Origin of the sequence: Pseudomonas sp. 15A4 (assembly GCF_016925575.1) — a bacterium.
Lineage (GTDB): Bacteria > Pseudomonadota > Gammaproteobacteria > Pseudomonadales > Pseudomonadaceae > Aquipseudomonas.
Genome location: NZ_CP068986.1, coordinates 1,649,632 through 1,675,240, shown reverse-complemented (window position 1 = coordinate 1,675,240; position 25,609 = coordinate 1,649,632). Strand labels below are relative to the sequence as shown.

Sequence of the window (25,609 nt, the reverse complement as noted above, 5' to 3'; positions counted from 1 at the left end):
TCTGGACCAGAGGAATATCCCGCAGGGAAAAGCGCCGTTCGCTTAACCTCATTTAAGCGTGAGAAAGCACCTCGCCCCGCGCAGGCGCTTCGGCCTTGTGATTGCCAAGCATCGCCCGTGGGATGGACAGAATCAGTCCCGCGCTGATGAACAAGCAGGCGCCCAGCACGTAGGTGCCGTTGTTGATGTTGCCGGTGAGGTTCTCGGCGACGGCGGTGATCATCGAGCCAGTGAAACCCGACAGGTTGCCGATGGCGTTGATCATGCCGATCCCCGCAGCGGCCGCGACGCCGGAGAGCACGGTGCCCGGCAGGGTCCAGTAGATCGGCATCAGGCTCAGCACGCCGGAGGCGGACACGCTGAGGAAGATGATCGACAGCACCACGTTGCTGGCGAAGTAGGCGCTGAGGATCAGGCCGATGCCGCCGATGATCGCCGGAATCGCTGCGTGCCAGCGGCGCTCGCCGGTCTTGTTGGAGTGCCGCGCGTTGAGGGTCATGGCGATCACGGCGATGCCGTAGGGGATGGCCGTCAGCAGACCGATGTCCATCGGGTTGGAGACGCCGGCGCTTTTGATGATCGATGGCATCCAGAACGCGAGCCCGTAGAACCCGGTGTTGAAGGTCAGCAGGATCAGCACCAGCAGCCATACGCGTCCGTTGAAAAACACCTCGCGCAGACTCGTCGCCTTGCCTTTGCTGTCGGTCTCCAGATTGGCCTTGAGCATGGCCTTTTCCTGGGGCGACAGCCATTTGGCCGCGTCGATGTTATTGGCCATGAACGCCAGCACCACAAAGGCCATGACCACCGAAGGCAGCCCTTCGATGATCAGCAGCCACTGCCAGCCGGCCATGCCGTTGACGCCCTGCATTCGGGTCATCAACCAGCCGGAAATCACGCCGCCCAGCGTCAGACTGATGGGCATCGCCATGAGGAAACCTGCCATCACCCGGCTTTGCCGACGGGTAGGAAACCAGTAGTTGAGGTAAAGGATGACGCCGGGAAAGAATCCTGCCTCACAGATGCCGAGCAAGAAGCGCAGCACGTAGAACATGGTTTCCGACTCGATATGGAAAAACTTCGCCAGCGGCACAGTAAACGCGACGGCCATGGACACGATGGCCCAGGTGAGCATGATCCGGGCGATCCAGAACCGCGCGCCGAAGCGATGCAGCAGCAAGTTGCTGGGTACTTCAAAGATAAAATAGCCCCAGAAGAACATGCTCGCGCCGAGGGCATAGATGGTATTGCTGAATTGCAGATCGTTGAGCATGTCCAGCTTGGCGAAGCCGATGTTCACGCGGTCCAGATAGGCCGCCATGTAACACAGGAGCAGGACGGGGAGGATGCGCAGGATGACTTTGCGGTAGGTGCGGTCTTCAAAGCTGGCGTGCCCGGGACCCGAGGACTCGGGCAGGCGCTGGGAAACGGTTTCCATGGTGGGACCTCCAGGCACTCGGACGCGCCTGTATTGTTGTTATGGAGGGTCGAAACACGGGCCGATGTTACTGACAAGGGTATTGATTAGGATAATGACTTGTTTCCATTGATTGATAACGCCGGGTTATCGCTTATTGATGCGCCAGCCGTGCATTCGCCAGCAGGATTTCGGCGAACTCCGACGCCGCCCCCAGCAACGGCTCGCCGCGGCGAGTAAGAATTCCGTAGTCCCGAGGCGCCAGTTTCAGCGGCGTGTTCAGCACTTTCAGCAGACCCGAATCCAGGTGCGGCTGCGCCATGGACGCGGGCAACATCGCGATCATCGGCCCTGCCTGCAGGACTTGCAGGAAGGTCTGCATCGAGATGGTGTCGATGGTGTTCTTCGGGGTGGGGATGCCGGCCTTGACGAAGGCCTGCTCCATCCGTGCGCGAATCGGAGTGCCCAGTGGATACAGAATCCATGGCCAGTTTCCAAGTGCTTGCAGCGGCGTCTGCGCCAGTTCGGTCAGCGGATGACGACTGTTAACGACCATGCAGAATGGCTCCGGCGCCAGAGCCTGAAAGTCGTACACCTGCTGCTGGTTTTCGTTGGTGTAGCGCGCCACTGCGAGATCAAGCTTCTTGTCGTCGAGCATTTCCATCAGGTGATCGCTGGTCTGCTCCACCACTTCGATCGACAGCAGCGGCCAGCGAGCTTTCAATTGCACGATGGCTTCCGGCAGCACCACCGCAGTCGCCGCGAAAATCGCTCCTACTTTGAGAAAACCATGCCCGCCTTCCCGCAGGCTGCTGATCTGATCAACGAACTTGCTCGCGTCGTTCAGGGCGATCTGCGCATAGCGCACCACGTGCTCACCGAGGGCAGTCGGCGGCATGTTGCGCGGCAGACGCTCGAACACATCGAAACCCAACAGGCGCTCAATCTCGCGCAGCATTTTGCTCACCGCCGGCTGACTGAGGTTCATGTGTTGCGCCGCCGCGTGCATGTTGCGGGTCCGCGCAAGGGTTTCGATAAGCACCAGATGCTTGAACTTGAGCCAGTTACAGACTGTTGAGAAGGAAATATCCGACATGAGCGCGGCCTCAAGGAGCGATAACCCAGTGTTATCGATTATTAAGCAGATGTCATTGGAGTTTATCGCCGGTGCTGATTAGGGTCGCTGATAAACCACAAAAAGCGTTGAGGACTTCACCATGCCGATTCAGCTCACTCCCGAAAACACCCTCCCCGCCGACGGCCTGAATGGCACGTTGATCGGCCGCGCCTGGGTGCCCGGTAAAGTCGGCGGCCCGTCGCCCGTGGTGTTGCGCAGTGATGGAGTGTTCGATCTTTCGTCGAGCTTCGCCACGTTGAGCAACTTGCTGGAGCTGGAATCGCCGGTGGCTGCGGTACGCGAAGCCCAGGGCACGCGCGTTGCCAGCCTCGAAGAATTGCTGGCGAATTCGACCGCGACGCCTGATCCCAACAAACCGTACCTGCTGGCGCCAGCGGACTTGCAAGTGATCAAGGCCGCAGGGGTGACCTTCGCCGCAAGCATGATCGAGCGGGTGATCGAGGAGCAGGCGGCAGGCGATCCGGCCAAGGCGGAAAGCGTGCGCGCCATCGTGCAGAACGCGATCGGCGATAACCTGCGCAACATCAAACCCGGCTCCGAACAAGCCAGCACGCTCAAGGCGCTGTTGATCGAGCAAGGCATGTGGTCGCAGTACCTTGAGGTCGGCATCGGGCCGGACGCCGAGATCTTCACCAAAGCGCCGGTGCTGGCAGCGGTGGGCAGTGGCAGCCAGGTGGGCATTCATCCGAAGTCAGAGTGGAACAACCCCGAGCCGGAAGTGGTGCTGGCAGTGAACAGCCGCGGGCAGATCCACGGCGCGACACTGGGCAACGACGTCAACCTGCGGGACTTCGAAGGGCGCAGCGCGCTGCTTTTGAGCAAGGCCAAGGACAACAACGCCTCGTGCTCGATCGGCCCGTTCATTCGGCTGTTCGACGAAACCTTTTCCCTGGATGACGTGCGCAACTGCGTGGTCGATCTGCAGGTAAAAGGCAATGACGGTTATGTCATGAAAGGCTCAAGCTCCATGTCGCAGATCAGCCGCGATCCGGCCGACATCGCTGGCCAGGCGCTCAACGCCAACCACCAATACCCGGATGGTTTCCTGCTGTTTCTCGGCACCCTCTTCGCCCCGACCGCCGACCGCGACCATGCCGGCAGCGGTTTCACCCACAAGCTGGGCGATCAGGTCAGTATCAGCAGCAGCCTGTTCGGCGGCCTGCACAACGAGGTGACCCACAGCAGTGACGCGGCGCCGTGGACGTTCGGCGTCGGCGCGTTGATACGTAATCTCGCCGTACGCGGTTTGTTGTAACGCTGAACACCTTACGCAGCACACCTAATTCCAAGAGAGACCCGAACCATGTCCGACACGCCTAAACGCCCCCTTCGCAGCCAGCAATGGTTCGATGATCCGGAACACGCTGACATGACGGCGCTGTACGTCGAGCGCTACATGAACTACGGCCTGACCCGCGAGGAGCTGCAATCGGGCCGACCGATCATCGGCATCGCTCAGACGGGTTCTGATCTGGCGCCCTGCAACCGTCATCACCTGGAGCTCGCCCAGCGGGTCAAAGCCGGGATTCGCGATGCGGGCGGTATTCCGATGGAGTTTCCGGTGCACCCGATGGCCGAGCAGACGCGCCGGCCGACTGCGGCCCTGGACCGAAACCTGGCGTACCTCGGGCTGGTGGAAATTCTTCACGGCTACCCGCTGGACGGCGTTGTCCTGACCACCGGCTGCGACAAAACCACGCCAGCTTGCCTGATGGCGGCGGCGACCACCGACCTGCCGGCCATCGTGTTGTCCGGCGGTCCGATGCTCGACGGTCGTCACAAGGGCGAATTGATCGGTTCCGGCACGGTGCTGTGGCACGCGCGGAATTTAATGGCGGCCGGCGAGATTAATTACGAAGGCTTCATGGAAATGACCACGGCGGCGTCACCGTCGGTGGGCCACTGCAACACCATGGGCACCGCGCTTTCGATGAACGCGCTGGCTGAGGCACTGGGCATGTCGCTGCCCGGCTGCGCAAGTATTCCGGCGGCGTACCGCGAACGCGGGCAGATGGCCTATATGACCGGCAAGCGCATCTGCGATCTGGTCCGCGAAGATGTGCGCCCCTCGCAGATCATGACCCGCGAAGCCTTTGAAAACGCAATCGCGGTGGCCTCGGCCCTGGGGGCTTCGAGCAACTGCCCGCCGCACCTGATCGCCATCGCCCGGCACATGGGTGTCGAGTTAAGTCTCGACGACTGGCAGCGCATCGGCGAAGACGTGCCGTTGCTGGTCAACTGCATGCCCGCCGGGAAGTACCTGGGCGAAGGCTTCCACCGCGCAGGCGGCGTGCCAGCGGTGATGCACGAGTTGCAGAAGGCCGGCAAGCTGCACGAAGACTGCGGCACGGTCTCCGGCAAAACCATCGGTGACATCGTGCGCAACGCCGTCGCTCACGACGCCGACGTGATCCGTCCGTATGAAGACCCGCTCAAGCACCGCGCCGGTTTCATCGTGTTGAGCGGCAATTTTTTCGACAGCGCGATCATGAAGATGTCGGTGGTCGGCGAGGCGTTCCGCAAGACCTATCTGTCCGAGCCGGGCGCGGAGAACAGCTTCGAGGCGCGAGCCATTGTGTTTGAGGGCCCCGAGGATTATCACGCGCGGATCAACGACCCTTCGCTGGAAATCGACGAGCGCTGCATTCTGGTGATCCGTGGCGCCGGCACGGTCGGTTATCCCGGCAGCGCCGAAGTGGTGAACATGGCGCCGCCGTCTGCGCTGATCAAACAGGGCATCGACTCGTTGCCGTGCCTGGGCGATGGCCGGCAGAGCGGCACGTCGGCCAGCCCTTCGATCCTCAATATGTCGCCGGAAGCGGCGGTAGGCGGTGGCCTTGCGTTGCTGAAAACCAATGACCGGCTGCGCGTGGACCTGAACAACCGCAGCGTCAATGTGCTGGTCAGCGACGAAGAAATGGCCGCGCGCCGCGCGTTGTTCGAGCCGAAGATGCCCGCCTCGCAAACCCCGTGGCAGGAGCTGTATCGGCAGTTGGTGGGGCAACTGTCCACCGGCGGATGCCTGGAACCGGCGACCTTGCATTTGCGGGTGATTGCACGGAGTGGCGAGCCGCGGCATTCCCATTGACACCGCAGATGTGTCGCCCGGCTTGATCGTTCCCACGCTCTGCGTGGGAACGCATTTCTGGACGTTCCGCGTCCGCTGTCAGGTGACGCGGAGCGTCAGGAGCCGCATTACCACGCAGAGCGTGGGAACGATCATGAGATCTAGAGCACGACGCCACTCCAACTGTGGGAGCGAGCTTGCTCGCGAAGAGGCCAGTACATCCGCTAAATCTTCAGCGACTGGAATGCAGTCTTCGTGAGCAAGCTCACTCCCACATGTTTTGCGTTCGCTCAAGATGGTGACGCACCGGAGGATCCATTGCGGACCTTGATCGTTCCCACGCTCTGCGTGGGAACGCATTTCTGGACGCTCCGCGTCCGCTGTCAGGTGACGCGGAGCGTCAGGAGCCGCATTACCACGCGGAGCGTGGGAACGATCACAACTCATCATCACAACAACGCCGGCAACCCCTTCTCCATTTCGGCGAAGCGGTTTTTCAACAGTGAATGCAACTGCTGCACCGCCGGGGAAAACTGTTTGCGGTGCGGGCAGACGAGGTTAAGCGGGGTCGGCTCGCCCGGGTAATCCGGCAGCAACAGTTCCAGCCGCCCGGCGTGCACGTCCTCGCAGACATCCAGCCACGATTTGTACGCCACACCCTGCCCCGCCACCGCCCAACGCCTCACCAGATCCGCGTCATCGGTGAGCAACGGGCCCGATACCGAAAACACCCGACCACCGAGCCGCCACTTGTCGTACACCCGCCCCGCCAGGGTGAACAGCAAACATTCGTGCCGCAGCAAGTCGTCCGAGACCATGGGCCGGCCCTTGCGCGCCAGATACTCCGGCGACGCCACCAACACCCGGCGATTCCATGGCGCCAGGGCCAACGCGATGTAGTTCGCGTCTTCGATCACGCCGTAGCGAATGGCGACGTCCACCGGATCTCGAAACAGATCGGCCACTTGATCGGAGATAAACAGGCGCAGATTCAGCGCCGGATGTTGACTGCGGAAATCCGTCAGCCAGGGCAGCAGCATGTTTCGCCCCAGATCCGAAGGCGCCGCCACCTGCAGCGTGCCTTGCAACTCGGCACTTTCCCGCCGCAGCTTTTCCCGGCCATCCCGTAAGGCATCGAGCACCGTTTGAGCGGTCGGCAGGTACTGCTCGCCTTCGGCGGTGAGGCGCAGGCTGCGCGTCGAACGGGCAAACAGGCGGATATCCAGCTCGCGTTCGAGGCGCTTGATGGCCGCCGCAACTTGCCCCGGCAACAGATCCACCTCCCGCGCAGCATTGGAGAAGCTGCCCAGCGCAGCGGTACGGACGAAGAGGGTCAGGTCGTCGATACGGATCATCTTCACTCCAGCCGTGAAAGTGTTGCCGGATTCTGCTGGTTTTTCAGCATGACGAACAAGAACAAGATGGGTCCAACGATTAAGCCACCTTGTGTTCATTGATTAGAGAGATCGCCATGAAAGCCATCGCCTTCACCCAGCACGGTCTGCCCATCGAAGACCCCAACGCGCTGCTCGACATGGAACTGCCCAAACCAACGCCCGGCCCTCGCGATTTGCTGGTGGACGTCAAAGCGATTTCGGTGAACCCGGTCGACACCAAAATCCGCGCCGGCTCTGCTGCCACCGAACCCAAAGTGGTCGGCTGGGACGCCGTCGGGGTTGTGCGTGAAACGGGCAGCGACGTCACGCTGTTCAAAGCAGGGGACGAAGTGTTCTATGCCGGCTCCATCGCCCGTCCGGGCAGCTACAGCGAATTCCACCTCGTCGACGAGCGCATCGTCGGGCACAAGCCCAAGAGCCTCGACAACGCCCACGCCGCCGCGCTGCCGCTGACCTCGATCACCGCTTGGGAGTTGCTGTTTGACCGTTTGGGCCTTGAGGAAGGCGGCGGCGAAGGTGACAGCCTGTTGATCATCGGTGCCGGTGGCGGCGTCGGGTCGATTCTGGTGCAACTGGCCCGCCAACTGACCAAACTGACCGTCATCGGTACAGCGTCGCGTCCGGAAACCCGCGAATGGGTCGAAAGCCTGGGCGCTCATCACGTCATCGATCACAGCCAGCCGCTGGTCGAGCAACTGAATCAGATCGGCGTCGGCCAGGTGAGTCATGTCGCCAGCCTGACCCACACCGATTCGTACTTCACGCAGCTCATCGAAGCCCTGAAGCCACAAGGCCAGCTGGCGCTGATCGATGACCCGAAATCCCTGGACGTCGTGCCGATGAAACGCAAGGCGCTGTCGCTGCACTGGGAACTGATGTTCACCCGCTCGCTCTACGAAACGCCGGACATGATTGCCCAGCATGAACTGCTCAATCGCGTCGCCGACCTGATCGACCAAGGTGTGCTGAAGACCACCCTCGGTGAGCATTTCGGCGCGATCAACGCCGAAAACCTGCGCCGCGCCCATGCCGTGATCGAAAGCGGCAAGGCCAAGGGCAAGATCGTCCTCGAAGGTTTCTGAGCCTGTTTACATTATTTGAATGGCCTGCTGCGGCAGGCCGGGAGCCGTTTGTGTCCATGAAGCAGAACGTAATGTTGTCGGCGCTGGCCCTGTCAGTCGCTTTGATCTGCCAGACCGGCATCGCCGCCACGACCGCAACCCCCGCCACCGCCCTGCCCGCCAATGCGCCGGCGGAGAAGACCATCGGTCAGCTTGAGCAGGTGTTCGCCTTCCACGACGCGATGCCCACCGGCGTGACCGTGACGGAAACCGGGCGCATCTTCGTCAACTTCCCGCACTGGGGCGACGACGTGCCGTTCACCGTGGGTGAAATCCGCGACGGCAAGGTTATCGCCTATCCCGATGCAGCCATCAACAAAGAAGACCCCAAAGACCCGGCTAAAGGGCTGATCAGCGTGCAGAGCGTGGTCGCCGACGGTCAGGGCCGCGTCTGGCTGCTGGACACCGCTGCGCCGAATTTCGCCGCACCAAAAGCCGGCGGCGCCAAGCTGGTGGCGGTTGATCTGGCCAGTAACAAAGTGGTCAAGACGCTGGTCTTCCCGGCCAACGTCATCCTGCCGAGCACCTATGTCAACGACATGCGCTTTGATTTTCGCAGCGGCAAGGAAGGCACGGTCTATGTCACGGATTCATCGGTCTCCGGGCCCGGCGCGATCATCGTCATGGACATCGCCAGCGGCAAGGCGACCCGTCGCTTGAGCGGCGCGAAATCGACTTCGGTCGACCCTGAGTTCAAGCCGGTGGTCGAAGGCCAGGCCGCGCTGGTCAGCAAAGGCCCGGACGGCAAGCCGAAAACCATGGGTGTTGCGTCTGATGGCATCGCGCTCTCCGCTGACGGCAAGACGCTGTACTTCAGCGCGCTTTCCAGCCGCCACCTGTTTGCCGTACCCACCGAGATGCTGCGCGATGCCAGCGTGAGCGAGGCACAACTAAACGCTGCGGTTAAAGACCTCGGCGAAAAAGGTGCCTCGGACGGTCTGGAATCAGACGCCAATGGCGCGGTCTACGCCGGCGACTACGAGCACAACGGCATCCGCAAACGCCTGGCCGACGGCAACTGGCAGACCATCGTTCACGACCCTCGCGTGCTATGGCCGGACACCCTGTCGGTCGGGCCGGATGGCTACCTGTATTTCATCGCCAACCAGTTGCAGCGCCAGGCCGGTTTCCACAACGGCAAGGATCTGCGCGAAAAGCCCTACAGCCTGCTGCGGGTGAAGATCGATGCCGCGCCTGCGCCGACTCGTTGATCGGGCAGGCTTAGTCAGTCGCGCGAAAGCGCAGTAGGAGTGAGCGTGCTCGCGTAGACGGTATTACGGCCGCTCAAGATTTAGCGGATGTTCGGCCCTCTTCGCGAGCAAGCTCGACTCCCGCATGTCCATCATCTGCAGCCAACATCCGCGAGGCAGATGCAACTCCTGTAGGAGTGAGCTTGCTCGCGAAGACGGTATTACGGCCGCTGAAGATTTAGCGGATGTTCGGCCCTCTTCGCGAGCAAGCTCGACTCCCGCATGTCCATCATCTGTGGCCAACAACCGCGAGGCAGATGCAATTCCTGTGGAGTGATGCGCGGCAAGCCGTCACCGGCGCCCCCTTCTCATTTGCCCCGATGCCTGCGCTCTGCTAGTGTCGCGCCGGTTTAACGTCTACCGGGATAGCCGCCATGGCCCGCAAGAAAGCTGCACTGGATTTCGAACAGTCCCTCACGGATTTGCAAACGCTCGTCGAGCGTCTGGAGAACGGTGAGCTGTCGCTGGAAGACTCACTGATCGCCTTCGAACAAGGCATCCGCCTGACCCGCGAGTGCCAGAGCGCGCTGGCCCAGGCCGAGCAAAAAGTGCAGGTCTTGCTGGAGCGCGATGGCGAGCTCGCCGAAGAGCCGTTCGACGCGGAACAGCCGGAATGATCGCGGCGTATCAGGCACTCAGCCAGGCTCGCGTCAATGCGGCGCTGGAGACTCTGTTCGATGCGCCCGCCCCTGAATTGACCCGCCTTTACGCCGCCATGCGCTACAGCGTCACCAATGGCGGCAAGCGCGTGCGCCCGCTGCTGGTTTACGCCGCCTGCGAAGCCTTGGGCGGCAACGCCGAGCACGCCAACGGCGCAGCCTGCGCGGTCGAACTGATCCACGCGTATTCGCTGGTGCACGACGACCTGCCGGCCATGGACGACGACGATTTGCGTCGCGGCCTGCCCACGACCCACAAAGCCTTTGACGAGGCCTGCGCGATCCTCGCTGGCGACGGCCTGCAGACCCTGGCGTTCAGCGTGCTGAGCGACAACGCACTGACCCCGCAAAACGCCGACACCCGGCTGAAGATGGTCGCCACCCTCGCCCGTGCATCCGGCCCTGCCGGCATGGTCGGCGGGCAGGCTATTGATCTCGGCTCGGTCGGACTCAAGCTCGACCAGAAGGCGCTGGAATTCATGCACCGGCATAAAACCGGCGCACTGATCGAAGCCAGCGTCAGGCTCGGCGCCCTGGCCAGCGGCAACGCAACCCAGGTCCAGCTTGATTCGCTGCAGATCTACGCCCGCGCCATCGGCCTGGCGTTTCAGGTGCAGGACGACATTCTCGATGTCGAGAGCGATACCGCCACGCTGGGCAAACGTCAGGGCGCCGACATCGCTCGTGACAAGCCGACCTACCCCGCGCTGCTCGGCCTGGAAGAAGCCAAACATTACGCACTTGAGTTGCGCGACCAGGCCCTCGTGGCGCTGCGACCGTTCGACGCGGCCGCCGAACCCTTGCGGGCCCTGGCGCGTTATATCGTCGAACGCCGGAACTAAGCGCAGGTCATAGCATTTATCGGGTGCAGGCGGCCCTTGCTGCCGCTGCCCGATTTCGCCGGTAAACGTTACCCCTGAACATCGCATTGCTGCACATCGTGCGCAGCCGGCAATGCATCAGGTAAACTGCCGCCTCTTTTACTTATAACGATTCGCCTGATGCCCACGACGTTCAAAGAGATTCCCCGCGAGCGCCCGTCCACGCCCCTGCTCGACAAGGCAGTGACGCCGGACGGCCTGCGCCGCTTAGGTGAAGCAGAGCTTGAAGCCCTGGCGGACGAACTGCGCCTGGAGCTGCTCTACACCGTTGGCCAGACCGGCGGCCACTTCGGCGCCGGCCTCGGCGTCATCGAACTGACCGTGGCCTTGCACTACGTCTTCGATACGCCCGACGACCGGCTGGTCTGGGACGTCGGTCATCAGGCGTACCCGCACAAGATCCTCACGGGTCGTCGCGAGCAGATGTCAACCTTGCGCCAGAAAGGCGGTGTGGCGGCATTTCCGCGTCGCAGCGAGAGCGAATACGACACCTTCGGCGTCGGTCACTCCAGCACCTCCATCAGCGCCGCGCTGGGCATGGCGATCGCCTCCCGGCTGCAAGGCAGTGAGCGCAAATCCATTGCCGTGATCGGCGACGGCGCACTGACCGCCGGCATGGCCTTCGAGGCGCTGAACCACGCGCCCGAAGTGAACGCCGACATGCTGGTGATCCTCAACGACAACGACATGTCGATCTCGCGCAACGTTGGCGGGCTGTCGAATTATCTGGCGAAAATCCTCTCAAGCCGCACGTACGCGAGCATGCGCGAAGGCAGCAAGAAAGTGCTGTCGCGGCTGCCCGGCGCGTGGGAAATCGCCCGTCGTACCGAGGAATACGCCAAAGGCATGCTGGTGCCCGGCACGCTGTTCGAAGAACTCGGCTGGAACTACATCGGCCCGATCGACGGCCACGACCTGCCTATCCTGATCGCCACCCTGCGCAACATGCGTGACCTTAAGGGTCCGCAGTTCCTGCACGTGGTCACCAAGAAAGGCAAAGGCTTCGCCCCGGCCGAGGTTGATCCGATCGGCTATCACGCGATCACCAAACTCGACCCGCTGAACGCGCCTGTCGTGCCCAAAAAGCCGGCGGGCCGAAGTACTCCGGCGTATTCGGTCAGTGGCTGTGCGACATGGCTGAAGCGGACGAACGTCTGGTCGGCATCACGCCCGCCATGAAAGAAGGCTCGGATCTGGTGGCGTTCAGCGAACGTTACCCGGAGCGCTATTTCGACGTTGCCATCGCCGAGCAGCATGCGGTGACGCTTGCGGCGGGCATGGCCTGCGAAGGCGCCAAGCCAGTCGTGGCGATCTATTCGACGTTCCTGCAGCGCGGTTACGACCAGCTGATTCATGACGTGGCCGTGCAGAATCTGGACGTATTGTTTGCCATCGACCGCGCGGGTCTGGTGGGCGAGGACGGCCCAACCCACGCCGGCAGTTTCGATCTGTCGTACCTGCGTTGCATCCCCGGCATGCTGATCATGACGCCGAGCGATGAAAACGAGCTGCGCAAAATGCTCACCACCGGTCACCTGTTCAAAGGCCCCGCCGCCGTGCGTTACCCGCGCGGCAACGGCCCCAATGCCGTGATCGAGAGCAGTCTCGAACCGCTGGAAATCGGCAAAGGCGTGGTTCGTCGTCAAGGCAGCAAAGTGGCGATGCTGGTGTTCGGTGTTCAGTTGACCGAAGCGCTGATCGTGGCGGAAAAGCTCGACGCGACCGTGGTCGACATGCGCTTCGTCAAACCGCTGGATGAGGCACTGGTGCGCGAAATGGCCAGCAGCCACGACTTGCTCGTGACGATCGAAGAAAACGCCATCATGGGCGGCGCAGGCGCGGCGGTCAGCGAGTTTCTGGCGCGGGAGAACATTCTCAAGTCAGTGCTGCACCTGGGCCTGCCGGACGTGTACGTCGAGCACGCAAAACCGGCGCAGATGCTGGCAGAGTGCGGGCTGGATGCCGCCGGGATCGAAGCGTCGATCAACCAGCGCCTGCTGAAGATGTAACCACTTGCAGGCGTGACCGAGGTGGCAGTCCACCCCGGTCACGCCTGCAAGTTATGCGATCAATCAAATGACCCTTTCCCGCGTCGCCCTTGCCTTCTCCCTCATCCCCGCCACGCAGGTCTTTGCCGATCAGCCTGATCGCGAAAGCGCCTTGAAACTGGACAACGTGCTGATCAGCGCCAATCGCCAGGTTGAGCAACGTGACGCCAGTAGCGCGGCGAACACTGTGTTCACCCGCGCCGACATCGAGCGGCTGCAACCGAGTAGCGTCACCGACCTGCTGAGTCGCGTGCCCGGCGTGCAAGTTGCGCCCAGCGGCGGTCGCGGCAGTCTGCCGGGGATTTTCATTCGCGGGACCAAGGCCGCGCAGAGTCTGGTGTTGGTCGATGGCCAGCGCATTGCCAATGCCACCTCGGCCGACAGTAACCTGCAATACCTCGACGTCCAGCAGATCGAGCGCGTGGAACTGCTGCGCGGGTCACGTTCGGTCATCTACGGCGCTGACGCCATTGGTGGCGTGATCCAGATCTTCACCCGACGGGGCGCCGAGCAAGGCCTTCAGGCACGCGTGCATACGGGTTTCGGCAATCGAGGTACGCAGCAGCAGAGCCTCGGCCTGTCGGGCGGCGATCAGCAGACGCACTTCAACCTCAGCACCAGCCTGGATCAAACGGCAGGCATCGACCGCACCGGCCCGTCCTTCGCCAGCGATGACGATCACGACGCCTACCGCAATAAATCCCTGAGCCTCAGCCTCAGCCACTGGCTCAGCGACGACGTGGAAGTCGGCTTCAACGCGCTGGATAACCGGGGCAAGACCGAGTTCGACAATCCGTTCGGCCTGTTCGACCCGGTCACGTTCAATACCGTGGGGCAGCAGCAGTACAGCAAGTTCGACCTGAGCAGCCTCGGCACCAATGTCGACGCCCGCATCAACCAGACCTGGAAAACCCGCCTGGAGCTCGGCCATAGCGAAAACCGCGAGAAGACGCTAGATAAGTTGAGCGACGATCACTACGTGTTCAACACCTACCGCGACTCGGTCAATTGGCAGAACGATCTGACCCTGGACGAGCGCAACAGCCTAATGCTGGGTGGCGACTGGTACGAAGATCGCGTCAACAGCAGCACGGCGTTCGACGAGGACAGCCGCTGGAACCACGCGGCGTTCATCCAGCATCGTTTCAAAGGCGAGCACTTTTCGACCGAGCTGGGCCTGCGCCACGATCAGAATGAGCAGTTCGGCAGTCAGAACACCTGGAGCGGCACGCTCATCGTGCCGCTCAATGACGCCAACGATGTGCTGCTGTCCTACAGCGAGGGCTTCCGCGCGCCGACATTTAATGACCTGTATTACCCGGACTTCAGCAACCCGAATCTCAAACCCGAGCATTCGAAAAACTACGAGCTTCAATGGCGCAGTCGCCTGAGCGACACGGCTCGTCTTGAGGCCTCGCTCTATCGCACGGACCTGCAGGACGCCATCGCCCTCGACAGCGACTTTCGCCCTGAAAATATCGGCTCGGCACGGATCAATGGTTTTGAAGCATCCCTTGAGCAGCAGTTGTTCGGCTGGACCGGCAAGCTCGGCGCGTCGGTCATCGACCCACGTGACCGAGACACCGGCCATACGCTCAACCGCCGCGCCCGCCGAACCCTGAATCTCGATCTTGATCGGCAGTTTGATCGCCTCGGCGTCGGTGCCAGCTGGCAGGCCGTCAGTGACAGCTACAACGACGAGGCCAACACCCAGCATATCGGCGGCTACTCGCTGTTCGGTTTGCGCAGCAGCTGGAAAGCCAGCGACGAAGTGAAGCTGGAGTTCAAGCTGGATAATGCCCTGGACAAGCGCTACAGCCGCACGCTGTACAGCTTCGATGGCAGCACTTACGGCTATCGCGAAGAGGGTCGAACGTGGATGTTTGGCGTGACCTGGACGCCGGAGCTGTAGATTTGCATCCGCCTGATCTAGCGATCTGGCGCCATCACGCGGCACAACTTTGCCACCGCGCCCACCATCTGTCCGCTTGCCCGTTCCAAGCCTTTATCGGGCACGGCAAACAGGCGACCGGCTTTCACGGCCATTAACTGCGACCAGGTTTTCCATGCCGGCAACAACGCAGCGTCGCTGGCCAGAATCACATCCGGGTCGCGCTGCAGCACTGACTCGAGACTCACCTGCGGCGCAGGCAGGGTCAGGTCATCGAACACGTTACGCGCGCCGCAGACGGTCAGTGCATCACTGATGATCTGCCCGCCGCCTACGGTGTAAAGCGGCTGATCCCACACCTGGTAGAACACCTTCAGCGGCACATCATGCCGATAGCGTTCACGCAATGCGGCCAATCGCTGACGGAAATCGTTCGCGGCCTGTTGTCCACGGTCAGCGCGGCCAAGGCGCTCGCCCATCTGTTCGATCTGATCAGCCAGCTCGTTCAGCGTGTGGGGCTCGGCGGTGTAGGTGGGAATGTTCAGGCGCTTGAGTTGATCGCGCTGGGCCGCGCTGGCGCTGCCGGGCCACAGCAGCAGAAGATCAGGCTGCAAACTGAGCAAACCCTCGATGTCGAGCTGGCCGTATCGACCCACCGAAGGCAGGCCGGTGACCCTCGCCGGGCGCGGGCCGCCATCGAGGATGCCGACCAGCAAATCGGCGGCATCCAGTTCGATAACGATTTCGGTAAGAGAAGGTGCGAGGCTGACCACCCGCTGGGCCGCGCCGGCCTGAAAGGCGATCAGCAACAGCAGGCAGCCAATCAGTGGGCGCATCAAGCGTCTCCAGGCCGTGTCGGGCAATAGCAGAGACTGCCGAGTGTCACGCCGGATCGACTTCGCTCTGATGCTCGTTGCCCATCATGTGACCCAGCTTGCCGGCCTTGGTCGCCAGATAGAGCTTGTTGTGCGGATTGTGGCCGGTGTGCAGCGGCACGCGCTCGGCGACGGTGATGCCCATGTCGGTGAGCGCTTTGACCTTGCGCGGATTGTTGGTCATCAGACGCAGAGACTTGATGCCCAGATGCTCCAGCATCGGCAGGCAAATGGCGTAATCACGCTGGTCCGCGGCAAAGCCAAGCCGCTCGTTGGCTTCAACGGTATCGGCACCGCCGTCCTGCAATTCATAGGCGCGAATTTTGTTCATCAGCCCGATGCCGCGGCCTTCCTGGCGCAGGTACAACAGCACGCCACGGCCTTCAGCGGCGATAGCGCGCAACGCCGCTTCAAGTTGGGAACCGCAATCACAACGCTGACTGAACAGCGCATCACCGGTCAGGCATTCGGAATGCACACGACCGAGCACCGGGGTGCCATCCGACACATCACCGAGGGTCAGTACGACGTGCTCGCGACCGTTTTCCTGCTCGAGAAAGCCGTTCATCTTGAAAGTGGCAAAGGGGTAGGCAGCTTGGAAGCCGCGACAAATACGACGGGCACCGGGTGCTCCTGATCAGTATGAGGGCTGGAAATTCGCAACATTGTAACAGCAGGTTCCGAGAGACGCTTAGGCTGAATTGTTGGCCAATCAGATCAACACGTTTGATCAGTGGCTGACGCCAGCACGAGGCTGAGCATCGTCTGCATCGAACGGATACGGATGCTTCCAGCGCGCAAAGATTGGCCGAAGCCTGCCGCTGGGCACCAGTCTGCTCATGCGCGCATCAAATAGATCGCGCAGCGCGCGCCCTCGTGGGTTGTCTGCGAAGCTGAGATACAAAGGAATGGAGGTGAGATAGGTCAGCCGATAACGCTGAGGATCGTTGCTTTGGGCAAGCACGAAGTCCATTTCCGGTTTGGCGTCAATATACAGATCCGCACGCCCGTATTCGAGCATCGACAGAATGTGATCGCGCCTCGCGACCTCGTTGAAGTGCGTCACGTTGGGCAGATAGTGCTGATACTCGTAGCCACGGACCCAGGCCAGACGATATTTGCCCAACGTTTGCAGCGAAGGCAGCGGCTTGGAGGCCAAACCCAGCGTGTAGATTTCGTCGGTGTCGTAGTGCCACTTGGAATAGAGCGTGCCCTCGACCTCATCCTGGTAGGCGGCGATCCAGGCATCGGCCTCCCCGCGCTGCACCAGCCCCACCGCGCGGGTATAAGGCTCGATGCGCTGCTCCACCTTCACGCCGGCCGGCTCGAAGATCTCACGCATCAGATCCCAACCCAGACCGGTGCCATCGCTTTCGGTGTACCCAATCCAGTGCTCGCTCACCAGCAGGATGTCGGAGGGCTTGTCGGGCATCAGTGCGGGGGTTGCCGCATCGGCCGTCGCCCAGACACTTGTCATCAGCAACCAAACAGCGAGCAGCCATCCCACACTTGAACGCCTCATGAGCGTAGCCCCTACATCACGGCCCACAGCCAGACCAGCCCCTGCATCGCCAGCCAGGCGAAGACACCGGCCAGGACATCATCAAGCATGATGCCGACGCCGCCGTGTACATGCTTGTCGATCCAGTGAATGGGCCAGGGCTTGAGAATGTCGAAAAAGCGGAACACCAGAAAACCGACCAGCAGCCAAGGCCAACCTTCAGGCACCAGCCACAAGGTAATCCACATCCCGACCATTTCGTCCCAGACGATGCCTTCATGGTCGTGGACGCGCAGGTCGTCCGCCACTTTGCCGCACAGCCAGAAGCCGAACAGGATGGTCAGGCCGAGCACCAGCCAGTAGCCCCAGTCGGGCAGCATTTGCCACAACGGGATAAAGGGCACAGCAACCATTGAGCCCCAGGTACCGGGCGCTTTGGGCAATGTGCCGGAGCCGAAACCGAAGGCCAGGAAATGCCACGGATTGGTCCATACCGACGGAGGAACGTTTTCCGCCGGGACCTGATTAGGATGATCTGTCACCGTGTCTCCTGAAAGTGTTGATAGCCCCGAGTCGACGGGGTGACGTCCTGCCCACGTGCGTCAATCAGCGCCACGCCGTGACCTTCGACGACTCGGCCCAGAACGAAAACAGGCAAGCCGGCGGCCTGCAACTCAGCCAGCCATGATGGCGGCAGCGTGAAGGCCAGTCTGTAGTCATCGCCTCCACTGAGCGCGGCATTCAACGCCGCGTCAGGCCCGAGAAGCCTCAGCAGCGCGTCAGACATCGGCACTTGGTCGCGCTCAACAAGCAAGCGTACGCCCGATGCCGTGGCGATGTGTCCGCAATCGGCGAGCAGTCCGTCTGAGATGTCCAGCGCCGCGCTGGCCTTGCCACGCAACGCAATACCCAACTCGAACTGCGGCTGTGGCGACCAGTAGCGCGTCAGCAAGGCCTGAGTGGTAGACGCCTCGGTGGTGCGCTGGTTCAACACCAACGGCAGCGCGCCGGCCGCGTCGCCCAGGGGACCACCTACGCACAGCAAATCGCCAGGCCGCGCGCCGCTTCGAGTCAGGGCCTGTCCGGTCGGGACGGTGCCGAAGACAGTAAGAGTCAGGCTCAGAGGCCCGCGTGTCGTGTCGCCGCCAATCAGGCGCAGGCCACAGCCCTGGGCCATGGTGTTCAAACCGCGGGCGAACGCTTCCAGCCAGTCGGCGGAAACCTGCGGCAGGGTCAGGGCAAGGGTAAATGCGAGGGGTCTGGCGCCCATGGCGGCCAAGTCGCTGGCCGAGACGCCGAGTGCGCGCTGGCCGAGCAGGAAAGGATCGCAGACGTCGGGGAAGTGCACCCCGGCAACCAGCGTGTCGGTAGAGATGGCGAGTTGCTCGCCAGCGGCCACCGACAACAGGGCGCAGTCGTCGCCGATCCCCAAGGCAACGCCCTCGCCGGGCTGCGCGCAGGGCGCAGCGGCAAAGTAATTGCGGATCAGCTCGAACTCGCCCATGGCGGAGACGCTCAGGTTCTGGAGAAACCCAGAAGCCTCAGCGCTTGTGCGCCTTCACTTCGACTTCGCGCAGCCGCGGAGCCAGCTTGTCGAGCACGCCGTTGACGAACTTGTGCCCATCGGTCGAACCGTAGACTTTCGCCAGCTCGATGCCTTCGTTGATGACCACGCGGTACGGCACGTCGATGCGCTCCAGCAGTTCCCAGGTCGACAGGCGCAATACCGCCAGCTCAACCGGGTCCAGCTCTTCAATGGTCAGGTCCAGACAAGGGGCCAGCGCCGCGTCGATCTTGTCCTGATTGGCCGGGACACCGTGGAGGATGTCGTGGAAATAGCTCGCATCAACGGAGGTGAAATCGTTGTCGACGCGAAACTGTGCTTCGATCTCGTTCAGCGACTGGCCAGCCATATGGCGCTGGTACAGGGCCTGCATGGCCATCTGGCGAGCCGCACGGCGCTTCTCGCTTTTCGATGGTTTGCCAGCATCGGCCGCACGTGGATCACGCGGGTTGAACTGATCGCTTTCGTCGTTAATCACTTGGCCTCCAACTGCGCCAACAGGCTGACCATCTCGATGGCGGACAGGGCAGCTTCAGCGCCTTTGTTGCCGGCCTTGGTGCCGGAGCGCTCGATCGCCTGCTCGATGGAATCGACGGTCAGGACGCCAAATGCGACCGGCACGCCGAACTCCATGGACACCTGGGACAGGCCCTTGGTGCATTCGCCAGCGACGTATTCGAAGTGCGGGGTGCCGCCACGGATAACGGCGCCGAGCGCGATGATGGCGGCGAATTCGCTGCGCTGAGCGACCTTCTGCACAACCAGCGGGATTTCGAACGCGCCCGGTGCGCGGATGATGGTGATGTCGCTTTCGCTCACGCCATGGCGAACCAGGGCATCAACGGCGCCGCTGACGAGGCTTTCGACGACGAAGCTGTTGAAGCGGCCAACCACCAGGGCATAGCGACCTTGGGGGCGATGAAGGTACCTTCGATGGTCTTCAGGGTCATTCGGCTGAGTCTCGTGTTCTCGTATTAAAGAGCATGAAAGCGCGCATCGGGCGCGCGCTTTCAGGGATTTTAGGCCACGAATCGGGCGACTGCAGGGACAAAACCACGAACGGCTAAGCGCTGTCGGGACCTGTCACCTGCCGGTCTTTATTCGGAGGGCACGTATTCTACAACTTCCAGATCGAAACCGGATATCGCATTGAACTTCATTGGCGAACTCATCAGGCGCATTTTGCGCACCCCGAGGTCACGAAGGATCTGCGAACCGGCACCGACAGTGCTGTAAGTGGTTGGGGTCTTGATCGGTGTGCCGCCGGCGGTTTCACGCACATGGGCCAGAACCGTGTCGCCATCGAGCGGGTGACCGAGCAGCAACACAACGCCGCTGCCAGCCGCTGCCACCGTGGCCATGGCCGCGCGCAGGCTCCAGCGGCCGGGCTGTTTGACCATCAACAGATCGCGCAGCGGGTCCATGTTGTGCACGCGAACCAGCGTGGCTTCTTCCGCGCAGATCTTGCCCAGCGTCAGCGCCAGGTGCACGTCGCCCTCGACGGAATCGCGATAGGTCACCAGATTGAAATGGCCCAGTTCGCTGTCGAGGGGCTGCTCGGCAATCCGCTGAACGGTACGTTCGTGGATCATCCGGTAATGGATCAGGTCGGCGATGGTGCCGATCTTGATGTGGTGCTCGGCCGCGAAAGCTTCCAGTTCAGTGCGACGGGACATGGTGCCGTCGTCGTTCATGACTTCGCAGATCACGCCGGTCGGTTCGAAACCGGCCATGCGCGCCAGATCGCACGCCGCTTCCGTATGGCCTGCGCGGGACAGTGTGCCACCGGCCTGGGCCATCAACGGGAAGATGTGGCCCGGGCTGACGATGTCTTCGGCTTTCGCGTCCTTGGCCGCAGCCGCCTGAACGGTGCGCGCGCGGTCGGCGGCGGAAATCCCGGTGGTCACGCCTTCGGCGGCTTCGATGGACACGGTGAACTTGGTGCCGAAGCCCGAGCCATTGCGCGGTGCCATCAGCGGCAGTTTCAGGATTTCGCAGCGCTCGCGGGTCATCGGCATGCAGATCAGGCCACGGGCGAAACGCGCCATGAAGTTGATGTGCTCGGCCTTGACGCACTCGGAGGCCATGATCAGATCGCCTTCGTTCTCGCGGTCTTCGTCATCCATGAGGATGACCATCTTGCCTTGGCGAATGTCTTCAACCAGTTCTTCGATGCTGTTGAGCGCCACGCGGCACCCCTTCAATTCAGGATTTGAGGTAGCCGTTGGCGGCCAGAAAGCTTTCAGTGATGGTGCCGCCCTGGGCCGGCGTCGGATCGGCCGCTTTGTCACCGAGCAGCAAACGCTCGAGGTAACGCGCCAACAGGTCGACTTCCAGGTTGATCTTACGGCCCGGGCGGTAGTCGCCCATGATGGTTTCGGCCAGCGTGTGCGGCACGATGGTCAGCTCGAACTCGGCGCCGTTGACCGCATTCACGGTCAGGCTGATGCCGTCGACGGTGATCGAGCCCTTGTGAGAGATGTACTTGGCCAGCTCGCGGGGGCGCGCAGGCGGAACTGGATCGCTCGGGCGTTTTCTTCGCGGGATAAGACTTCGCCGACGCCGTCGACGTGGCCGCTGACCAGATGGCCGCCCAGGCGGGTGGTCGGGGTCAGGGCTTTTTCCAGGTTGACCCGGCTGCCGGTCTTCAGATCGACGAACGCAGTGACGTTCAGGGTCTCGCGGCTGACGTCAGCCCAGAAGCCGTCGCCCGGCAGTTCAACGGCGGTCAGGCAGACCCCGTTGACCGCGATGCTGTCGCCCAGTTTGACGTCGGAAAGGTCGAGCTTGCCGGTCTCTACGTAAACGCGGACGTCGCCGCCTTTCGGAGTGATGGCGCGGATGCTGCCGATGGATTCGATGATGCCGGTAAACATGGGTGCTCCTGGAAAACAGGGCCAGCGCTGAGCGCGGAAGCCGGAATTATACGCCGGGGTTCGACGCGGGTATCGCAATGACTCGCCAGTCATTGCCGACCGCTCGCATTTCGACGATCTTGAGTTCGAGCGCCTCGCTCATCTGCGCCAGCGGCAGGTCCAGCAACGGTCGCGCCGACGAGCCCATGAACTTGCCCGCCACGAAGATCTGAAATTCATCCACCAGGCCTAGCCGGGTAAACGCGCCGGCCAGTTTGGGACCGGCTTCGACCAGCACGTCATTGACGCCCCGGGCCGCCAGTTCAACCAGCAACTTGCGCAGGTCGACATGCCCTCCACTACTTGGCAGCGCCAGCATGTCGTGGCCTTCGTCGTGGTAACGCTCGCGGGCCGAGGCTGCCGCACAGGTCACCACCAGCGCATTGCCCGCTTTAAAGAACGGCGCATCAAGGGGCACCCGCAAACGCCCGTCGACCAACACGCGCAACGGCGGTCGGGTCGCGGCCAGGGCGGTGAGTTCGGCGTTCAGGCCCAATTCGTCAGGCCGCACGGTGAGCCGCGCGTTGTCGGCCAGCACGGTATCGGCGCCGGTCAGCACCACGCTCGACTGCGCACGCAGGCGCTGCACAGCGGAACGCGCTTCGGGGCCGGTGATCCACTGGCTTTCACCGCTGGCCATGGCCGTGCGTCCGTCGAGGCTCATCGCCAGCTTGACCCGCACGTACGGCAGGCCGTGTTCCATACGCTTGAGAAACCCTTTGTTCAGCGCCCGCGCTTCGCTTTCGAGCACGCCGCTCTGCACCGCGATCCCAGCGTTCATCAAGCGCAACAGGCCACGGCCAGCGACGTCGGGATTGGGGTCTTGCATCGCGGCGACCACTCGCGCCACACCGGCGTTGACCAGCGCGTCGGCGCACGGCGGCGTGCGGCCATGATGACTGCAGGGCTCGAGGGTGACGTAAGCGATCGCGTCCTTGGCCTTGTCGCCCGCCTGGCGCAGGGCATGCACCTCGGCGTGGGGTTCACCGGCGCGCACGTGCCAGCCTTCGCCGACGATGGCGCCATCACGCACGATCACGCAGCCGACACGCGGGTTGGGGTGCGTCGAGTAGACGCCCTTGCGCGCCAGTTCCAGCGCCCGCGCCATATAGGCTGCGTCGAGCACGCTTTGCTCTGTGGAGGTCATGCTCACTCTTTGACCGGCTCGCGGGCCAGCCGGTCGATTTCTTCGCGGAATTCGTTGAGGTCCTGAAACCGCCGATAAACAGAAGCAAAGCGGATGTAGGCCACTTCGTCGAGTTTTTGCAATTCGCCCATCACCAGCTCACCGACGATCAGCGATTTGACCTCGCGCTCGCCGGTCGCGCGCAGCTTGCTCTTGATATGGGCCAAGGCTGCTTCCAGCCGCTCGACGCTGACCGGACGCTTTTCCAGCGCACGCTGCATGCCGGCACGCAGCTTCTCTTCGTCGAAGGGCTGACGACTGCCGTCCTGCTTGATCAGCCGGGGCAGAACCAGTTCAGCGGTTTCGAATGTCGTGAAGCGTTCTTCGCAGGCGACACATTCGCGGCGGCGGCGAACCTGATCGCCTTCAGCAACGAGGCGCGAGTCAATGACTTTGGTGTCGTTGGCACCGCAAAAGGGACAGTGCATGGTGGCAGGCAACAAAAAAGGGAGGGCCATGGTAGCGCATCTCGCTGGCAAGACAAGTCCGGGGCTTTAAGGTATATAGACGCGCATTCAGTGCGGTGAAACCCGCTGCACTCAGCGATACTGCGCCATCCCGCGCCTATCTCGCCCGCCTTCTGCTTTTTCTGGAGCTGTTCATGACGCTACGTACGCTTGCTCTAATCAGCCTTGTGGGCTTGCTCTCTGCCTGCAGCACGGCCGAGGCGCCGAACCCTGCCGCGCCCGCCAAGCCTGCCCCTAACGCCATCACGCTGCCGGAAGGGCCAGGTCCGTTGCAGCCGTTTCAGCGCGAATTGAGCGGCCAGTTGCTGGGCGTGCCGGCCGGCGCAGAAGTCGAGCTGGCGCTTCTGGTGATCGACGATCGCAATCGCCCGCAGAAGCTGCTGACCAGCACCAAACTGATGGGCAACAACCAGTCGCTGCCGTTCCAGCTTCGCTTCAATCCGGAAGCTTTCCCGGTCGGCGCGCGTGTCGAATTGCGCGGTCGCGCCAGCAAGTCGGGTCAGTTGATTCTGCATCTGCCGTCCGTACTGATCACTCAACCCACCACTCAGGCGCTGGGTCAGCTGCAATTCGCTCCCGCGCCGTGATCGCTCCGCTTCACCTGCAAGCCGCACTGAGCGAGCTGCTGGGCGATGCGCAACTGGTCGCCGAAGCGCTGCCGGGGACGGACCTGAAGTTGTGGCTGATCGACGCGAACAATATGGATCGCGCGTTCAGCCCCGAGGAAACCCGGCGCATTCTTGAAGACCCGCCTTACTGGAGTTTCTGCTGGGCCAGTGGCCTGGCGCTGGCGCGCTTTCTCGCCGAGCAGCCGCACTGGGTCGCGGGCAAGCGGGTGCTGGATTTTGGCGCAGGCTCGGGTGTCGCAGGTATTGCGGCGATGAAAGCCGGCGCCTTTGAAGTAGTTGCCTGCGATCTCGATCCGCTGGCGATCGAGGCCTGCCGGGCCAACGCCGAGTTGAATGGCGTGACACTTGAATATTCGGGCGACTTCTTTGCCGAGGAAGATCGTTTCGACCTGATCCTGGTGGCGGACGTGCTGTACGACCGCGCCAACCTTCCGCTGCTGGATCAGTTTCTCAGTCGTGGGAAACAGGCGTTGGTGGCTGATTCCCGGGTGCGGGATTTCCAGCACCCACTTTATACGCGGTTGGGAATTCTGGAGGCGCTGACGCTGCCGGATCTGGCCGAGCCGTGGGAGTTTCGCAGAGTGAGTCTTTATCATGCGACCCGGTCATGACTTGCTTCGCGCCTGCAATTTAGCGACAGGCATCAACCCCGCTTCCGACAATCCCCCCAGCCCTTTATAGTTCGCGCCATCAAGCCTTTTTCGAGACCCGCGATGAGCCAGGACACGCCGTATATCTTCGATGCGACCACCGCCACTTTCGATCAGATGGTCATCGAAAATTCCTTTCACAAACCCGTGCTGGTGGATTTCTGGGCTGAGTGGTGTGCGCCGTGCAAGGTGCTGATGCCGCTGCTGCAACAGATTGCCGAGAGTTATCAGGGCGAATTGCTGCTAGCCAAGGTCGACTGCGACGCTGAACAGGACATCGTGGCGCGCTTCGGTATTCGCAGCCTGCCCACCGTGGTGCTGTTCAAGGACGGCCAGCCGGTCGATGGCTTCTCCGGCGCCCAGCCTGAATCGCAAATCCGCGCGCTGCTTGAGCCCCATGTGCAGATGCCGCCGCCAGCCGCCGCTGACCCGCTGAAAACCGCGCAGGCGATGTTCGCCGAGAGCCATTTTGCCGAAGCCGAAGCCGTCCTGCAGACCATCCTCGCCGAGGACAACACCAACGCCGCCGCGCTGATTCTGTATGCGCGCTGCCTGGCCGAACGCGGCGAGTTGACAGAAGCGCGCACGGTGCTGGACGCGGTGAAGAGCGATGAGCACAAAGCCGCGCTGGCCGGGGCAAAGGCGCAATTGACGTTTTTGGCTGAAGCCGCCGCGTTGCCTGACGTCGCTGACTTGAAGTCGCGCCTGGCGCAGAACCCGCAGGACGATGAAGCTGCGCACCAGTTGGCGATCCAGCAACTGTCCCGCCAGCAATACGAAGCCGCGCTGGAAGGACTGCTCAAGCTGTTCATCCGCAACCGCAGCTACAACGAAGGCCAACCGCACAAGACGCTGCTGCAGGTGTTTGACCTGCTGGGGAATGATCACCTGTTGGTCACGACGTATCGTCGTCGGTTGTTTGCGGCGCTTTACTAGCCTTCCCGGCTGAAGCC

21 protein-coding genes and 4 pseudogenes are annotated in these 25,609 nt (G+C 62.2%); 11 read left to right on the top strand and 14 right to left on the bottom strand.

From position 1 onward, the window contains the following. Positions 1-52 precede the first annotated feature (52 nt). Complete coding sequence (locus JN403_RS07550) at positions 53-1,438, bottom strand: MFS transporter (protein WP_205486598.1); 1,386 nt, start codon at positions 1,436-1,438, stop codon at positions 53-55. 133 nt (positions 1,439-1,571) lie between these two features. Beyond that, positions 1,572-2,513 carry a LysR family transcriptional regulator gene (locus JN403_RS07545; RefSeq protein WP_205486595.1) on the bottom strand — a complete coding sequence of 314 codons (942 nt, stop codon included), beginning with the start codon at positions 2,511-2,513 and terminating at the stop codon, positions 1,572-1,574. Positions 2,514-2,634: 121 nt separating this feature from the next. Here JN403_RS07545 and JN403_RS07540 point away from each other — a divergent pair, with 121 nt between their 5' ends. Together JN403_RS07540 and JN403_RS07535 are read left to right on the top strand one after the other, a co-directional pair. Further along, a complete protein-coding gene (locus tag JN403_RS07540) occupies positions 2,635-3,810 on the top strand; it encodes a fumarylacetoacetate hydrolase family protein (protein ID WP_205486586.1) in 1,176 nt (391 codons plus the stop codon). 48 nt (positions 3,811-3,858) lie between these two features. After that, on the top strand, positions 3,859-5,643 hold the full coding sequence (locus JN403_RS07535) for an IlvD/Edd family dehydratase (RefSeq protein WP_205486585.1): 1,785 nt from the start codon (positions 3,859-3,861) through the stop codon (positions 5,641-5,643). Positions 5,644-6,071: 428 nt separating this feature from the next. Here the strand turns inward: JN403_RS07535 and JN403_RS07530 are convergent, their stop codons facing one another. Next, on the bottom strand, positions 6,072-6,977 hold the full coding sequence (locus JN403_RS07530; RefSeq protein ID WP_205486583.1) for a LysR family transcriptional regulator: 906 nt from the start codon (positions 6,975-6,977) through the stop codon (positions 6,072-6,074). Positions 6,978-7,093: 116 nt separating this feature from the next. Between JN403_RS07530 and JN403_RS07525 the strand changes: the two genes are divergently transcribed. The 6 genes and pseudogenes from JN403_RS07525 (at position 7,094) to JN403_RS07500 (ending at position 14,890) form a co-directional block, all read left to right on the top strand. Continuing rightward, entirely contained in the window at positions 7,094-8,101 is a 1,008-nt protein-coding gene (locus JN403_RS07525; protein ID WP_205486581.1) for a zinc-binding alcohol dehydrogenase family protein, read from the top strand. 56 nt (positions 8,102-8,157) lie between these two features. Then, the gene (locus JN403_RS07520) at positions 8,158-9,351 is read left to right on the top strand and encodes an L-dopachrome tautomerase-related protein (protein ID WP_205486579.1); all 1,194 of its coding nucleotides are present in this window, start codon (positions 8,158-8,160) and stop codon (positions 9,349-9,351) included. 413 nt (positions 9,352-9,764) lie between these two features. Next, positions 9,765-10,007 (top strand): exodeoxyribonuclease VII small subunit, encoded by a 243-nt coding sequence (locus tag JN403_RS07515; RefSeq protein ID WP_205486578.1) that lies wholly within the window; start codon positions 9,765-9,767, stop codon positions 10,005-10,007. After that, positions 10,004-10,891, top strand: a complete 888-nt coding sequence (gene ispA, locus JN403_RS07510) for a (2E,6E)-farnesyl diphosphate synthase (RefSeq protein ID WP_172609849.1) — start codon at positions 10,004-10,006, stop codon at positions 10,889-10,891. Before JN403_RS07515 ends, ispA begins: the two co-directional genes overlap by 4 nt. Positions 10,892-11,050: 159 nt before the next feature. Next, positions 11,051-12,939 (top strand): annotated as a pseudogene (gene dxs / locus JN403_RS07505) (1-deoxy-D-xylulose-5-phosphate synthase). 67 nt (positions 12,940-13,006) lie between these two features. Further along, positions 13,007-14,890, top strand: a complete 1,884-nt coding sequence (locus tag JN403_RS07500) for a TonB-dependent receptor (RefSeq protein ID WP_205486576.1) — start codon at positions 13,007-13,009, stop codon at positions 14,888-14,890. 17 nt (positions 14,891-14,907) lie between these two features. On the opposite strand, the gene JN403_RS07495 is transcribed toward JN403_RS07500, so the two are convergent. The 11 genes and pseudogenes from JN403_RS07495 to nrdR form a co-directional block, all read right to left on the bottom strand. Next, the gene (locus JN403_RS07495; protein ID WP_205486574.1) at positions 14,908-15,705 is read right to left on the bottom strand and encodes a cobalamin-binding protein; all 798 of its coding nucleotides are present in this window, start codon (positions 15,703-15,705) and stop codon (positions 14,908-14,910) included. 46 nt (positions 15,706-15,751) lie between these two features. Beyond that, positions 15,752-16,368, bottom strand: a pseudogene (gene ribA, locus JN403_RS07490) (GTP cyclohydrolase II). Positions 16,369-16,474: 106 nt separating this feature from the next. Next, positions 16,475-17,221 carry a transporter substrate-binding domain-containing protein gene (locus JN403_RS07485; protein ID WP_205487254.1) on the bottom strand — a complete coding sequence of 249 codons (747 nt, stop codon included), beginning with the start codon at positions 17,219-17,221 and terminating at the stop codon, positions 16,475-16,477. Positions 17,222-17,277: 56 nt separating this feature from the next. Further along, a complete protein-coding gene (locus JN403_RS07480; protein WP_122536850.1) occupies positions 17,278-17,787 on the bottom strand; it encodes a phosphatidylglycerophosphatase A in 510 nt (169 codons plus the stop codon). Continuing rightward, the gene (gene thiL / locus JN403_RS07475; RefSeq protein ID WP_205486572.1) at positions 17,784-18,749 is read right to left on the bottom strand and encodes a thiamine-phosphate kinase; all 966 of its coding nucleotides are present in this window, start codon (positions 18,747-18,749) and stop codon (positions 17,784-17,786) included. Before thiL ends, JN403_RS07480 begins: the two co-directional genes overlap by 4 nt. Before the next feature lie 37 nt (positions 18,750-18,786). Beyond that, complete coding sequence (gene nusB, locus JN403_RS07470) at positions 18,787-19,287, bottom strand: transcription antitermination factor NusB (protein WP_065988429.1); 501 nt, start codon at positions 19,285-19,287, stop codon at positions 18,787-18,789. Next, a pseudogene (gene ribE / locus JN403_RS07465) lies at positions 19,284-19,759 on the bottom strand (6,7-dimethyl-8-ribityllumazine synthase). The gene nusB and the pseudogene ribE overlap by 4 nt, the downstream one beginning before the upstream one ends. Before the next feature lie 147 nt (positions 19,760-19,906). Then, positions 19,907-20,998 (bottom strand): bifunctional 3,4-dihydroxy-2-butanone-4-phosphate synthase/GTP cyclohydrolase II, encoded by a 1,092-nt coding sequence (ribBA, locus tag JN403_RS07460; protein ID WP_205486571.1) that lies wholly within the window; start codon positions 20,996-20,998, stop codon positions 19,907-19,909. 16 nt (positions 20,999-21,014) lie between these two features. After that, positions 21,015-21,685, bottom strand: a pseudogene (locus JN403_RS07455) (riboflavin synthase). 46 nt (positions 21,686-21,731) lie between these two features. Beyond that, positions 21,732-22,871, bottom strand: coding sequence for a bifunctional diaminohydroxyphosphoribosylaminopyrimidine deaminase/5-amino-6-(5-phosphoribosylamino)uracil reductase RibD (gene ribD / locus JN403_RS07450; RefSeq protein WP_205486569.1), 1,140 nt, complete (start codon positions 22,869-22,871; stop codon positions 21,732-21,734). Between the two features lie 2 nt (positions 22,872-22,873). Continuing rightward, complete coding sequence (gene nrdR, locus JN403_RS07445) at positions 22,874-23,338, bottom strand: transcriptional regulator NrdR (RefSeq protein WP_065988433.1); 465 nt, start codon at positions 23,336-23,338, stop codon at positions 22,874-22,876. A 173-nt stretch (positions 23,339-23,511) separates the two neighbouring features. Here nrdR and JN403_RS07440 point away from each other — a divergent pair, with 173 nt between their 5' ends. From JN403_RS07440 to trxA, 3 genes are all read left to right on the top strand, one after another. Further along, the gene (locus JN403_RS07440) at positions 23,512-23,964 is read left to right on the top strand and encodes a YbaY family lipoprotein (protein ID WP_205486567.1); all 453 of its coding nucleotides are present in this window, start codon (positions 23,512-23,514) and stop codon (positions 23,962-23,964) included. Continuing rightward, complete coding sequence (locus JN403_RS07435; protein WP_205486565.1) at positions 23,961-24,617, top strand: 50S ribosomal protein L11 methyltransferase; 657 nt, start codon at positions 23,961-23,963, stop codon at positions 24,615-24,617. Before JN403_RS07440 ends, JN403_RS07435 begins: the two co-directional genes overlap by 4 nt. A gap of 102 nt (positions 24,618-24,719) precedes the next feature. After that, a complete protein-coding gene (gene trxA, locus JN403_RS07430) occupies positions 24,720-25,592 on the top strand; it encodes a thioredoxin (protein WP_205486563.1) in 873 nt (290 codons plus the stop codon). Positions 25,593-25,609 lie beyond the last annotated feature (17 nt).

What these genes read in the sequence shown, in the direction of transcription:
- JN403_RS07500 (WP_205486576.1), top strand. Translation starts at nt 13,007, where the DNA reads ATGACCCTTTCCCGCGTCGCCCTTGCCTTCTCCCTCATCCCCGCCACG.
- ispA (WP_172609849.1), top strand. Translation starts at nt 10,004, where the DNA reads ATGATCGCGGCGTATCAGGCACTCAGCCAGGCTCGCGTCAATGCGGCG.
- JN403_RS07495 (WP_205486574.1), bottom strand. Translation starts at nt 15,705, where the DNA reads ATGCGCCCACTGATTGGCTGCCTGCTGTTGCTGATCGCCTTTCAGGCC.
- JN403_RS07530 (WP_205486583.1), bottom strand. Translation starts at nt 6,977, where the DNA reads ATGATCCGTATCGACGACCTGACCCTCTTCGTCCGTACCGCTGCGCTG.
- JN403_RS07535 (WP_205486585.1), top strand. Translation starts at nt 3,859, where the DNA reads ATGTCCGACACGCCTAAACGCCCCCTTCGCAGCCAGCAATGGTTCGAT.
- JN403_RS07545 (WP_205486595.1), bottom strand. Translation starts at nt 2,513, where the DNA reads ATGTCGGATATTTCCTTCTCAACAGTCTGTAACTGGCTCAAGTTCAAG.
- JN403_RS07520 (WP_205486579.1), top strand. Translation starts at nt 8,158, where the DNA reads ATGAAGCAGAACGTAATGTTGTCGGCGCTGGCCCTGTCAGTCGCTTTG.
- JN403_RS07515 (WP_205486578.1), top strand. Translation starts at nt 9,765, where the DNA reads ATGGCCCGCAAGAAAGCTGCACTGGATTTCGAACAGTCCCTCACGGAT.
- nrdR (WP_065988433.1), bottom strand. Translation starts at nt 23,338, where the DNA reads ATGCACTGTCCCTTTTGCGGTGCCAACGACACCAAAGTCATTGACTCG.
- ribD (WP_205486569.1), bottom strand. Translation starts at nt 22,871, where the DNA reads ATGACCTCCACAGAGCAAAGCGTGCTCGACGCAGCCTATATGGCGCGG.
- JN403_RS07440 (WP_205486567.1), top strand. Translation starts at nt 23,512, where the DNA reads ATGACGCTACGTACGCTTGCTCTAATCAGCCTTGTGGGCTTGCTCTCT.
- JN403_RS07485 (WP_205487254.1), bottom strand. Translation starts at nt 17,221, where the DNA reads ATGACAAGTGTCTGGGCGACGGCCGATGCGGCAACCCCCGCACTGATG.
- thiL (WP_205486572.1), bottom strand. Translation starts at nt 18,749, where the DNA reads ATGGGCGAGTTCGAGCTGATCCGCAATTACTTTGCCGCTGCGCCCTGC.
- trxA (WP_205486563.1), top strand. Translation starts at nt 24,720, where the DNA reads ATGAGCCAGGACACGCCGTATATCTTCGATGCGACCACCGCCACTTTC.
- JN403_RS07525 (WP_205486581.1), top strand. Translation starts at nt 7,094, where the DNA reads ATGAAAGCCATCGCCTTCACCCAGCACGGTCTGCCCATCGAAGACCCC.
- JN403_RS07540 (WP_205486586.1), top strand. Translation starts at nt 2,635, where the DNA reads ATGCCGATTCAGCTCACTCCCGAAAACACCCTCCCCGCCGACGGCCTG.
- JN403_RS07550 (WP_205486598.1), bottom strand. Translation starts at nt 1,438, where the DNA reads ATGGAAACCGTTTCCCAGCGCCTGCCCGAGTCCTCGGGTCCCGGGCAC.